This is a genomic window from Hymenobacter daeguensis, assembly GCF_054780555.1.
The window spans coordinates 162,419-175,414 of record NZ_BAAGWC010000007.1 but is presented as its reverse complement, the minus strand read 5'-3'; the positions used below and the strand labels follow the sequence as shown (position 1 = coordinate 175,414).

The 12,996-nt window shown below is 63.3% G+C and carries 8 protein-coding genes; 6 read left to right on the top strand and 2 right to left on the bottom strand.

All coding sequences use genetic code 11. The annotated features are described in order from the left end of the window. Window positions 1-167 precede the first annotated feature (167 nt). Window positions 168-800, top strand: a complete 633-nt coding sequence (locus tag ACYVHT_RS10660) for an L-threonylcarbamoyladenylate synthase (protein ID WP_460550995.1) — start codon at window positions 168-170, stop codon at window positions 798-800. A gap of 152 nt (window positions 801-952) precedes the next feature. Here the strand turns inward: ACYVHT_RS10660 and ACYVHT_RS10655 are convergent, their stop codons facing one another. Beyond that, a complete protein-coding gene (locus ACYVHT_RS10655) occupies window positions 953-1,867 on the bottom strand; it encodes a lysophospholipid acyltransferase family protein (protein ID WP_460550992.1) in 915 nt (304 codons plus the stop codon). Window positions 1,868-1,869: 2 nt separating this feature from the next. After that, the gene (locus ACYVHT_RS10650) at window positions 1,870-2,742 is read right to left on the bottom strand and encodes a hypothetical protein (RefSeq protein WP_460550989.1); all 873 of its coding nucleotides are present in this window, start codon (window positions 2,740-2,742) and stop codon (window positions 1,870-1,872) included. Window positions 2,743-2,993: 251 nt separating this feature from the next. On the opposite strand from ACYVHT_RS10650, the gene ACYVHT_RS10645 reads away from it, so the two are divergent. The 5 genes from ACYVHT_RS10645 (at window position 2,994) to ACYVHT_RS10625 (ending at window position 12,958) form a co-directional block, all read left to right on the top strand. Next, entirely contained in the window at window positions 2,994-3,410 is a 417-nt protein-coding gene (locus tag ACYVHT_RS10645; protein ID WP_460550986.1) for a hypothetical protein, read from the top strand. Window positions 3,411-3,558: 148 nt separating this feature from the next. Continuing rightward, window positions 3,559-8,031: a CusA/CzcA family heavy metal efflux RND transporter gene (locus tag ACYVHT_RS10640; RefSeq protein WP_460550983.1), complete on the top strand. Its 4,473-nt coding sequence runs from the start codon at window positions 3,559-3,561 to the stop codon at window positions 8,029-8,031. A 145-nt stretch (window positions 8,032-8,176) separates the two neighbouring features. Further along, window positions 8,177-9,364: an efflux RND transporter periplasmic adaptor subunit gene (locus ACYVHT_RS10635; RefSeq protein ID WP_460550980.1), complete on the top strand. Its 1,188-nt coding sequence runs from the start codon at window positions 8,177-8,179 to the stop codon at window positions 9,362-9,364. 99 nt (window positions 9,365-9,463) lie between these two features. Next, window positions 9,464-10,144 (top strand): WbqC family protein, encoded by a 681-nt coding sequence (locus ACYVHT_RS10630; protein WP_460550977.1) that lies wholly within the window; start codon window positions 9,464-9,466, stop codon window positions 10,142-10,144. A gap of 198 nt (window positions 10,145-10,342) precedes the next feature. Then, window positions 10,343-12,958 carry an ATP-dependent Clp protease ATP-binding subunit gene (locus ACYVHT_RS10625; protein WP_460550974.1) on the top strand — a complete coding sequence of 872 codons (2,616 nt, stop codon included), beginning with the start codon at window positions 10,343-10,345 and terminating at the stop codon, window positions 12,956-12,958. Window positions 12,959-12,996 lie beyond the last annotated feature (38 nt).

Here is a 12,996-nt window from a genome sequence, read left to right as displayed (position 1 = left end):
AGGCCAGCAAGCGAAGCCCTAAATGCGGGCGGTTTCATGGTGCATTTCGGCCGGGCGTAGTACCTTTCCCGCGCCTTCGGCCCCGGCCTGCAACCCAGCGTCCCGCCTGTCCGTCGGTTGTCCGGCCCCGGCCGCTTCTTCGAACCACTTAATCTCTCTATTCCCTTATGCCCGCCACCCTCCTCCGCATTCACCCCGAGAATCCGCCGCAAAGCCGTATCCAGCAAGCTGTTGACGTGCTGCGCAAAGGCGGCGTCATCATTTATCCCACGGATACCGTGTATGGCATCGGCTGCGACGTGACCAATGCCAAGGCCGTGGAAAGAGTCTGCCGCATCAAAGGCATCAAACCCGAAAAAGCCAACCTGAGCTTCATCTGCTACGACCTGTCGCACATCTCCGACTACGCCCACGGCATCACCACTTCGACCTACAAGGTGATTAAAAAGGCGCTGCCCGGCCCGTTCACCTTCCTCTTCGAAGCCAGCGCCGACGCGCCCCGCTTCGGCGGCGTGAAGCGCAAGACGGTTGGCATTCGCGTGCCGGACAACCAGATTATCCGCCAGCTGGTGAAGGAGCTCGGCAACCCCATCGTGAGCACCTCGGTGCGCGAGAGCGAGGAAACCCTGGAAGAATACGTGACCGACCCGGACCTGATTTACGAGAAATACCGCCTGCTCGTGGACCTCGTCATCGACGGCGGCTTCGGCGGTAACACCCCCAGCACCATTGTGGACTGCACCAACGACGACTTCGACATCGTGCGCGAAGGTGCCGGCGATATTGAGCAGTATCTGTAGGTTGTAGCCAACTGCAGGCGCTTCTACTCAGAACGTCATGCTGAGCGAAGTCGAAGCATCTCTACCGCGCAAGTACTCCCTTCGATTGGATTACTGCCACACGCGAGATGCTTCGACTTCGCTCAGCATGACGTTCTTCTTTTGTTCCTCCCCTACCGCTTGTGCTTCCAGCGCCTATGCGTCCACAAATACTGTTCGGGCGAGGCGCGCATGTCCTTTTCCAGCTGCCGGGCGAAGGCTTCCGTGACCGGGAAGGTGCCGGTCGGGGCCAGCTTCGCTTCGCGGCCGTCGGGCAGTTCGGTGAAGGTGACTTCGTAGTACCCGCGCCGCACGCGCCGGATGCCCACGTAGAGCACCGCACAATCGAGCTGCACGGCCAGCCGGTCGGCGCTGGTGTAGAAGCTGGTGTCCTGGTGCAGAAAGTCGGTCCAGTAGGGCTTGTCTTCGGGGCCGGCGGCCTGGTCGGTGAGCAGGCTGAGGGTACGGCCCTCGCCCCGATGCGCCACCAGGTAGCGCAGCGTGGCCAGCATGGGCACGGCATCGGCCCCGAGGCGGGTGCGCAGGCGGCGCATGAAGCTCTCAAAGAACAGGTTGTTCAGCGGCTTGTACACGCCGGCGGCCCGGCCGGGAAACTCCAGCGCCGCCCCGCTCAGAATCCACTCCCAGTTGCCCATGTGCGAGCCAAGCGACAGCACCAGCCGCTTTTCGGCGAAGTGGCGCGTCATCAGCTCCGGATTGGTGAAGCGCAGGCGCTGCCGCAGCTCATCGGGCGAAATGGCCGCCGCTTTCAAAATCTCGACGATTACCTGCGCAAAATGCCGGTAGAAGGCCTTGCCGGTGCGCTCGATTTCGGCCGGGCTTTTCTCCGGAAAAGAATTGCGCAGGTTTTCCGTGACGACGCGCCAGCGGTAGCGCACCACGTAGGCCAGCAGAAAGTAGATAAACTCCGCGAATACGTACAGCACCGCCAGCGGCAGGTGCGCCAGGCCCAGCAGCAGCCAGCGCAGGGGCTCGAAGTACCAGGCGTAGGGCCGGCCGGCTGCCGCAAGGGCTCCTTTCGTGGCCATGCTTAGCGGGGGGCGGGGGCGGCGCCGGGCGAAAACTCAGCCGCGCTGTGCTGGCCGATGGCGCGGTGGCCTGCAATCAGCTTCTTGTTGCCGGGGCCGCCATACACCTCAATGAACAGCGTGAACGGCCCATCGGGCAGCGGGCCCATGGGCAGCTGGCCCACCACGGGCGTGGGCCGGCCGCTTTGCGGCGTGAGCGTGGCGTCGGCATCGGCAGCCGAGCCGTCGGGGGTGGTGAGGTGGTAATGCACGCGCAGCTCCTGCCCCACCGGCGCGTTGTGCAGCTCGGTGTAGAAGAACACGTTGTCGGCCCCGCGGCCGTAGCTGCCGCCGGGCGCGCGCGTGAGGCGGTAACCGCCCCGGCTGAAATTGTCGTCAGCGCTTCCGCCCTTCACGGCGGGGCGCGAGAGCAGCACCACGTCTGTGAGGAACGGGCCGGCGGGTGCTTCCAGCACCAGCGGCTTTTCCACGGTGGTTTCGCCGTTGGCGCTGCGGTACTGGTCTTTCACGGTGCCGCGCAGGGTGTACTTGCCATCGGGCAGCATGATTCTTTTCAGGAAGCTCTGCGGGTTTTTGATGGCAATGGTGGTGTCGGTGAGCACCGGCGGCTTCAGCGTCACCACTTCGCGGTAGGCGGAGGTACCGTCGGCCTTCAGTACTTCGAGCGTGACGACGGCCGACGACTGGAACGACTTCGGGGCCCGCTGCCGGTAGGTGAGCGGCTGGGTGGGCACGGTCACGTAGATTTCAACCTCGGCCCCTTTTTCCACCTTGTTCAGGTTGCGGAAACGGGCGACGTCGAGCAGAATCTGGGGTGGGCCGGCCTGGGCGGCCAGCGCGGAGAAGGCAATGAGCAGGGTGAGGAGGTAGCGCATGGGGCAAAAGTACGGCGGGTGAGGGGGTGTCGTTAGGAAAGTCTGGATGGATAAGAATAACAGAAACGTCATGCTGAGCGCAGTCGAAGCATCTCTACCGCACAACTAACTCATTCGATTGGATTACTTACCACGGTAGAGATGCTTCGGCTGCGCTCAGCATGACGTTTCTGGCTTTAATTATCAGTACGCTATTTTTGTACCGCCCTTGCGGTAAAACATTTACCGTGCCGCACCGTTTAACAGCCGCTATGCGTGCCACCGTCGCCTTCGTTCTGGGTTTGCTGATGCTGCTGGGCAGCCTCGTGCCCGATAACGACCTGGGCGAGTTGGCAAAGCTGCCGCAGCTGGTGGAGCACTACGAGTTTCATCACTCGGCGGCGGGCGGCGGGCTCACGTTCGGCCAGTTTATGGTGGAGCACTACGGGGCGGGCACCAGGCACTACGCCGGGTGCACCCTCTCACAACGCCACCAGCAAGACCACCACAACCTGCCCCTGCGCTGCCACCACGGCTGCGTCACGCTCAGCTTTGTGATGGCTCCGCTGACGCGGGTGGTCTTCGTCGGCCAGCCCGTTCCGATAGAGGCGCGGGCCTACCGCGTGGCCGCCGCGCCGCGCTACGCCTTCACGCCCAGCAGCTCGCTCGGCCAGCCGCCCCGAGCCTAGCCCGCCCGCGCCCCCGGACGCAGTGTGCCCGTGCCCCTGGCGGCACCGGCCCCGAATTTCGGGCCCCTCCCCTTTTTTATTGGATTGTTAGCGCCTCCCGGGCCGGCCAGTGGCCGCGTCCAGGCCGCGCGGCATTGCACCGTTTCGCATGATTTCGGCGATTATTAATTTCAGCATCCGCAACAAGCTGTTGGTGGGGCTGATGCTGGCAGGCATTATTACCTGGGGCGTTTTTTCGGCCGCGAGCCTGCCGCTCGACGCCATTCCGGACGTCACCAACAACCAGGTCCAGGTCATTACCCAAAGCCCCGCGCTGGCCGCGCAGGAGGTTGAGCAGCTCATCACCGTGCCGCTGGAGCTGGAGCTGCGCACCATACCGGGCGTGACGGAAATCCGGTCGATTTCCCGCTTCGGGCTGTCGGTCATCACCGTGGTTTTCGAGGAAGACGTGGATACTTACCACACCCGGCAGCTGGTGGCCGAGAAGCTCAAAACCGCCGAAGCCGACCTCGGCCAGGGCCTGGGCGCGCCGGGCATGGCGCCCATCACCACCGGCCTGGGCGAGATTTATCAATACACCATCAAGGCTCAGCCCGGCTACGAAAAAAAATTCGGTCTGGCCCGGCTGCGCGAGGTGCAGGACTGGCTGGTGAAGCGCCGCCTGGCCGGCGTGAACGGCGTGGTGGACGTGAGCAGCTTCGGCGGCTACGTGCGGCAGTACGAGGTGAGCGTCGACCCGGCGCGGCTGGCCGGCGCGGGCGTGAGCATGGCCGAGCTCTACGAGGCCCTGCAGGCCAACAACGGCAACGCCGGCGGCAGCTACCTGGAGCGCGGCCCCCGGGCGTTTTTCATTCGGGGCGAGGGGCGGGCCACCTCGTTGCAGGACATCGGCAACATCGTGGTGAAGCCCGTGGGCGTGCCCGGCCAGGGCGGCGCGCCGCTGCTGGTGCGCGACATCGCAACCGTGCGCTTCGGCCACGCCGTGCGCTACGGGGCCATGAACCGCGACGGCCAGGGCGAAACCGTGGGCGGCGTGGTGCTCATGCTGAAAGGCGCCAGCTCCGAAGCCACCATCAAAAACGTGAAGGCGCGGGTGGCCGAAATTCAGCAAACGCTACCCAAAGGCCTGGTCATCGAGCCTTTTCTGGACCGTACCAAGCTGGTGGATAAGGCCATTCACACGGTGGTGAAGAACCTGATTGAGGGCGGCGTCATCGTCATCATCGTCCTGCTGCTGCTGCTCGGCAACCTGCGGGCCGGGCTGGTGGTGGCGGGCATGATTCCGCTGTGCATGCTTTTCGCGCTGGCCATGATGAAGCTCTTCGGCGTGTCGGCTAACCTCATGAGTCTGGGCGCGCTGGACTTCGGCCTTATCGTGGACGGGGCCGTGATTATCGTGGAGGCCGTCATCGCCCACCTGCTGCACGAGCGCGCCAAAGCCGCCCACGAAACCATGGACGACATCACCGAGGGCGTGACCACGCGGCTCATGCGCTCGGCGCTGTTCGGCCAGCTCATTATTCTTATTGTGTACCTGCCCATCCTGTCGCTCACCGGCGTCGAGGGCAAGATGTTCCGGCCCATGGCCCTCACCGTGAGCTTCGCCATTGTGGGCGCCATGCTCATGTGCCTCACCTACGTGCCGGCCGTCACGGCCTGGGCCCTGAAGAAGGATATCAGCGAGAAGCCCAACCTGGCCGACCGCATCGTGGGCGCGTTGCACCGGCTCTACGACCCCATTATTCGGATGGCGCTGGGGGCGCGCTGGCTGGTGGTGGGCGTGGCCGTGGGGTTGCTGGCGCTGGGCGGTTTCGTGTTTTCGCGGTTGGGCGGCGAGTTCATTCCGCAGCTCGACGAGGGCGATTTCGCCATGAACGTGACGCTGTCGCCGGGCTCCTCGCTCGATGAAAGCATCCTGCTAACCTCGCGCATTCAGCGCATTCTGAAAAGCCAGTTTCCGGAAGTGCTGCAGGTGGTGGGAAAAATCGGCACCTCCGAAATCCCCACCGACCCCATGTCGCTGGAAGATTCTGACCAGATGATTATCCTGAAAGACCACGCCGACTGGACCAGCGCCAGCACCCGCGAGGAGCTGGCCAACAAGATGCAGAAGGCCCTGGCCGGCGTGCCCGGCGTGAGCCTGGAATTTCAGCAGCCCATCCAGATGCGTTTCAACGAGCTGATTTCGGGCGTGAAGTCGGATATCTCGGTAAAAATTTACGGCGACGACCTTGACCTGCTGAAAGCCAAAGCCGACGAAGCGGCCGCCCTCATCCGCCCGCTGGCCGGCGTGGGCGACCTCAAAGTGGAACAAATCATCGGCCTGCCGCAGCTGCGCGTGAGCTACGACCGCGCCAAGCTGGCCCAGTACGGCCTGCGCGTGATGGACCTTAACACCCTGCTGCAAACCGCCTTCGCCGGCCAGACCACCGGCCAGGTGTACGAAGGCGAGCGCCGCTTCGACCTCGTGCTGCGCCTCGACTCGCTGCACCGGCGCGGGGCCGACGACCTCAACCAGCTCCTCGTGTCGCTGCCCGACGGCAAGCAGATTCCGCTGGCCGAAGTAGCCACCGTGGCGCTGAAACCGGCCCCCGCTCAAATATCGCGCGACGACGCCCGCCGCCGCGTCAACATCGGCGTGAACGTGCGCGGGCGCGACGTGCAAAGCCTCGTGCAGGAAATTCAGGGCAAGCTGAAAGCCGGCCTGCGCCTGCCCGCCGGCTACAGCATCGTGTACGGCGGCCAGTTCGAAAACCTGAACCACGCCAAGGCCCGGCTGGCGGTGGCCGTGCCGGTGTCGCTGGTGCTCATTTTCATGCTGCTGTTTCTGGCCTTCCGCTCGGTGAAGGAGGCGCTGCTGATTTTTACGGGCATTCCGCTGGCGGCCATTGGTGGGGTGCTGGCGCTGTGGCTGCGCGGGATGCCGTTCAGCATTTCGGCCGGCGTGGGCTTCATCGCGCTGTTTGGCGTGGCGGTGCTGAATGGCATCGTACTGGTGGCCAGTTTGAACGAGCTGGCCGCAGCCGGGGTGAACAAAATCCGCGCACGGGTGCTGCGGGCCACGGAGGAGCGGTTCCGGCCGGTGCTGCTCACGGCCTCGGTGGCCTCGCTGGGCTTTCTGCCGATGGCCCTGTCCGGCTCGGCCGGTGCGGAGGTGCAGAAGCCGCTGGCCACCGTCGTCATCGGCGGGCTGATAACGGCCACGCTGCTCACGCTGGTGGTGCTGCCAGTGCTCTACACCTTCTTTGTGAAGGACGACGAGCCCAGCCCGGTAGAAGCTGCCAAAGCAGCGCACGAGGCCAAAGTAGCCGAAGAAACCGGTGGCGAGCCCGCCGCGAAAAATGATGGAGCGGATAATCCGAAACGCCCCGATTCCAACAGCTCCGGCACGGCAGCGGCTTCGGCCGTGCTGCTGCTGCTGTGCGCCCTGGCGGCCCTTGTGCCGCAGCAGAGCCACGCCCAGAAAGCCCCGACGGATGCCCCGCTGAGTATTTCGCAGGCCCTGAGCACGGGGTTGGCCCAGAGCCCGCTGGTGCAGTCGGCTGCTTTGCAGGCGCAGCAGCAGGCCGCCCTGGCCCGCACCGGCTACGATGTGCCGCGCCTGGTGTTCGACTACCAGTACGGCCAGATTTCCGGCCCGCTCAACGACCAAAGCTTCAACATTCTGCAGCAGTCGGCCTTTCCCACCGTGTATGGGGCGCAGCGCCAGGTGCTGCAAACCACCGCCGAGGGGGCCAGCATCCGGGCCCGCGCCCAGCGCCGCGAGCTGAGCCGCAGCATCCGCTCGGCCTACTACAATCTGCTGGTCACCTACCGCCTCACGGCCCTGCTCCGCCGCCAGGACAGCCTCTACCAGCGTGCCGCCCGGGCCGCCCGCATCCGCTACCAGGTGGGCGAAACCAACCGCCTGGAGCAGGTTTCGGCCGAAGCGCGGTCGCGCGAGCTGCAGAACCGCCTCGCCACGCTGCGCTCCGAGCTGCTGGTGCAGCGCCGCCAGCTGGCCCTGCTGCTGGGCCAGCCCAGCCTGGCCAGCATCGACACCACGGCCAGCCCCCGCGCCGCCCTGCTCCCCGCCGACACGGCCGCCCTCAATCCCACTGCCAACCCCACCCTGGCGCTCTACCAGCAGCAGCTCACCCTCAGCCAGCAGCAAACCAGGCTCGAAAAGCTGCGCCGCCTGCCCGACCTCCGCGCCGGCTACTTTAACCAGAGCATCAACCAGGAAAGGGGCTTCAACGTGGCCCAGGCCGGCATTGCAGTGCCAATACTGGGCGGGGCCCAGCGTGCGCGCATCGCCGCCGCCAAAATCGGCGAAGAAGCCGCGCAAGTGCAGCTGGCTTACGCTAATACGCAGTTCGGCACCCAGCTTAGCACGCTACGCCAGCAGCTGGCCCGCGCCCAGGCCTCGCTGCTCTACTACGAAAACTACGCGCTGCCGCAAGCCCGCCTCATCCTCGACACGGCCGAAAAAAGCTTTCGCGCCGGCGACATCGAATACGTGGAATACGTGGTGAACACCCAGCCTGCCTGGCAGATTCAGGAGGCATACTTCGAGCAGCTCCGGCAGTACAACGAGCTGGTGGCCAGCATACAGGCCCTGGCCGGAGCGGATGCGCCGTAGACTACGAATCAAATCAGAAGGTCCTGCGCAGCGCAGCCGAAGCATCCCGGATGCAGCAGCAATCAATGGTATCGCAACAAAGCGCAGAGAGGCTTCGACTGCGCTCCGCAGGACCGGTCCAACAAATTTAAAGAACTAACTCACCATGAAATTCCTGCCTTACCTCGCCCTCCTTCCCTTCTTCATCGCCTGCGGCAAAAAAGCAGACGAAACCGCTGCCCAAAAGCCCGCCGCTCCGCCGCCCCGCGCCCCCAATGAGGTCTTCCTCAGCAAAGCCCAGCTGCAGGCCGCCGGCATCGAGCTCGGCACTTTCACCCGGCGCGCCCTTGGCACCGAAGTGCAGGCCACCGGCCAGATTGACGTGCCGCCCAGCCACCGCGTATCCGTTACGGCCGTGATGGGCGGCTACGTGGAGCGCCTGCCGGTGCTGCCCGGCCAGCACGTCATGCAGGGCAGTGTGCTGGCCACCCTGCGCAACCCCGACTACATCAAGCTGCAGCAGGACTACCTGCAGAGCCAGGCCCGCATTGTGTTTCTGAAGCAGGAAACCGCCCGCCAGCAAGTCCTCAACGACGAGGACGTGGGAGCCCGCCGCAAGCTCCAGCAGGCCACTTCCGAGCTGCGCACCGAGCAGGCCGCCGCCGGCAGCCTCGCCGCCCAGCTCCGCCTCATCGGCCTGAAGCCGGAGCGCATCACGGCCACCAGCATCCGGCCCAGCGTGCCGCTCATTGCGCCCATCAGCGGCTTTGTGAAGGCCGTGCTGGCCAACCCCGGCCAGTTTGTGAACCCGCAGGATGTCCTGATTGAGCTGGTGGACCGCTCCGACCTGCACCTCGAGCTCAAGGTTTTCGAGCGCGACATTGCCAAAGTGAAAGTGGGCCAGGACATCCTGTTCCGCGTGCCGGCGCAGGGCGCTGATGCCCGGCCGCTGCCCGCCACGGTTTTCCTGGTTGGCAAGTCTTTCGACGACGACGGCCGCACCGTGCCCGTGCACGCCCACCTGCACGACACCGGCCCCGATGCCGCTGCCACCGCCGCCCTGCTCCCCGGCCAATACGTCAGTGCCCGCATTCTTACCGGCCGCCAGCCCCAGCGCACCCTGCCCGAAGACGCCCTGGTGCCCGGCGGCGAGGTGAGCTACGGCTACTACCAAATAAAATCCGATGCCAGTGGCAGCACTTTCCGGCGCTTCAGCCTCCGCCCCGGCGCCACCGACCAGGGCCAGGTAGCCGTGCGCCTGCTCGATAAGCTGGCCGACACCACCCATCTGGTCATCAAGGGGGCCTATTTTCTGGATGCCGAGCGCAGCAAAGGCCAGGGCGGAGATGAGTAGAGACGCATATTTGCGTCTCGTCGTTGAACGCCGTCAGCGCACGATTTATGCACCACCCGTTCGACGACGAGGCGCAACTATGCGTCTCTGCACCCAGCCATGATTATTCTTTCCGAGCTCCATTACCACCCGCCGGCCGCCTTCTTCGCCGCCCTGGCCAACGCTGACGGCCTGCTGCTGGAAAGCCACGAGCACTACCGCAAGCAAACCTACCGCAACCGCTGCCTCATCCGCACGGCGCAGGGCGTGCAGCCGCTCACGGTGCCGGTGGTCGATGGCAACCGGGCCGAAAAGGTCAGCATTTCCGAAATCGAAATCGATTACCGGCAGAACTGGATTCACCGGCACTGGCGCACCCTGCAAACGGCCTACGGCAACAGCCCGTATTTTGAGTATTACGCCGACTACCTGCACGATATTTACGTAGGTAAGCCTGCCCTGCTTTTCGACCTCAACCAGCAGTTTTTACGTTTATTGCTCAAGTGCTTTCGGCTAACGCTGCCGGTACGCCTCACCACCGAGTACCACGCCCACTACCCCGCGCAACCTTCTGCCGGGAATTCCGGTCTTGTTTCTACCCCGTCCAGCATCGCCGACCGGCGCGACTGGCTGACACCCAAAGCCGCCACCAGAACCTCCGAACCTGACACTCCGGCAGCCTCCGCCCTTGTGCGGCCCTATCCGCAGGTGTTTGGCCCAGGTTTTGAGCCCGGCCTTAGTGTGCTGGACCTGCTCTTTTCGCAGGGCCTGGCCGCCGGCAGTTTTTTTATTGTGAGGTAAGCTTTAGCTTGCCGTCCGACGTAAAGCCCGCTCACCCCTTCCCGAGCAGCTTTTCTCCCACGGCAGGCCACCGCTTACCGCACGCCATCCGAACCTTCGCCCGAACCGGCTTGTTTTCAAGTCACCTCGGCCCAACCCGTTATTCGTGTTTACATGCCCGACGCGGGGCTTATCTGATTTTTCACTACGTTTATTGGCATGGAAGCTAAATTCTCAAACCGCGTCAAAGAGGTTATTTCCCTCAGTCGGGAAGAGGCCATCCGTCTCGGCCACGACTATATCGGTACCGAGCACCTGCTGCTCGGCATGATTCGCGAAGCCGAAGGCACCGCCCTTGGCCTTTTGCGCAAGCTGGGCGTGAGCATCGACGAGCTGAAGTTTTCGCTCGAACAGGCCACCCGCAACACCGCTACGCAAGGCACCAGCATCACCGGCTCGATTCCGCTCACCAAGCAGACCGAGAAGGTGCTGAAAATAACCTACCTCGAAGCCAAGATTTTCAAATCGGAAATAATTGGTACCGAACACCTTCTGCTGTCCATCCTGCGGGATGAGGACAACATTTCTTCCCAAATTCTCAGCAAATTCAACGTGAACTACGAAACTGTGCGCGACTCGCTGGATTACCACGGTAACGCCGGCGCGGCCCCGCAAAACCGCATCCCCGACACCGACGACGACGACAACGACAAACTCTTCGGCTCGTCGGGTCCCGGCGGTGGCCGTGGGGCCGGCAATGCCGGCGCCGGCGCCAAGCGCCCCGGCGAAAAGTCGAAAACCCCGGTGCTCGACAACTTCGGCCGCGACCTCACCAAGCTGGCCGAGGAAGACAAGCTCGACCCCATCGTGGGCCGCGAAAAGGAGATTGAGCGCGTAGCCCAAATCCTGAGCCGCCGCAAGAAAAACAACCCCATCCTCATCGGTGAGCCCGGCGTGGGCAAAACGGCCATTGCCGAAGGCCTCGCCCTGCGCATCATCCAGAAGAAAGTAAGCCGCGTGCTGTTCAACAAGCGCGTGGTGACGCTCGACCTGGCTTCGCTGGTGGCCGGCACCAAGTACCGGGGCCAGTTCGAAGAGCGCATGAAGGCCGTGATGAACGAGTTGGAAAAGTCGCCCGACGTGATTCTGTTCATTGACGAGTTGCACACCATCGTGGGTGCCGGCGGGGCTTCGGGCTCGCTCGATGCTTCCAACATGTTCAAGCCGGCTTTGGCCCGCGGCGAGATTCAATGCATCGGCGCTACTACGCTGGATGAGTACCGCCAATACATCGAGAAGGACGGCGCGTTGGCCCGTCGTTTCCAGATGGTGATGGTGGACCCCACCACGCCCGAGGAAACCATCGAAATCCTGCACAACATCAAGGATAAATATCAGGACCACCACCACGTTATCTATACCGATAAGGCTATCGAGCAGTGCGTGATGCTGTCGGACCGTTACATGTCCGACCGTTTCCTGCCGGACAAGGCCATCGATATTCTCGACGAGGCCGGTGCCCGCGTGCACATCAACAACATCGTGGTGCCCGAGGACATTCTCACGCTCGAAGAGCAGATTGAGAACATCAAGGGCGAGAAGAACCGGGTGGTGAAATCGCAGAAATACGAGGAAGCTGCCAAGCTCCGCGACACCGAGAAGAAACTCCTGGACCAGCTCGACACGGCCAAAAAGTCGTGGGAAGAAGAGACCAAGAAGAAGCGCTACACGGTGAAAGAGGAGAACGTGGCCGAGGTTATCGCCATGATGACCGGCATCCCCGTTTCGCGCGTGGCCCAGAACGAAAGCCAGAAACTCCTCAACATGAACGAGGAGCTGCAGGGCAAGGTAATTGGCCAGGATAAAGCCATCAAGCAATTGGTGAAAGCCATTCAGCGTACCCGCGTGGGTTTGAAAGACCCCAAGAAGCCGATTGGCTCGTTCGTGTTCCTCGGCCCGACGGGCGTGGGCAAGACGGAGCTGGCCAAGGTGCTGGCTACTTACCTCTTCGACAAGGAAGACGCGCTGGTGCGCGTGGATATGTCGGAGTACATGGAGAAATTTAGCGTGTCGCGCCTGGTGGGCGCGCCTCCCGGCTACGTGGGCTACGAAGAAGGCGGCCAGCTGACGGAGAAAATCCGCCGCAAGCCCTATTCGGTAATCCTGCTCGACGAGATTGAGAAGGCGCACCCGGACGTATATAACCTGCTCCTGCAAGTGCTGGACGACGGCATTTTGACCGACGGCCTCGGCCGCAAGGTGGACTTCCGCAACACCATCATCATCATGACCTCGAACATCGGGGCGCGTGACCTGCAGGACTTCGGCGCCGGCATCGGCTTCGGCACCAAGGCCCGCCAGGAGAATATGGACGAGCTGACCAAGGGCACCATCACCAACGCCCTGAAAAAGACTTTCTCGCCCGAATTCCTCAACCGCTTGGATGACGTCATCGTCTTCAACTCGCTGGAGAAAAAGGATATTCACCGCATCATCGACATCAGCCTCAGCAAGCTCCTCTCGCGGGTGCAGGCCCTGGGCTACCGTGTCGAGCTGACGGAAGCCGCCAAGGATTTCGTGGCCGATAAAGGCTACGACCCCAAATACGGTGCCCGCCCGCTGAACCGCGCCATCCAGAAGTACATCGAAGACCCGATTGCCGAGGAAATCCTCAAAGCTCAGGTGGTGCACGGCGACGTTATCACTGCCGACTATACCGAAGGTGCCGAGGAGCTGACCTTCGCCGTAAGCAAGAGCGGTGAAGCCCAGAACCTCGCCAGCGACGAGCGCCCGGCCGAAACGCCGGAAGCGCCCGACTCGGACTCGAAGAAGTAAGTTGTAGCGCACGCTTTAGCTTGCGCCCGTTAGAAAAA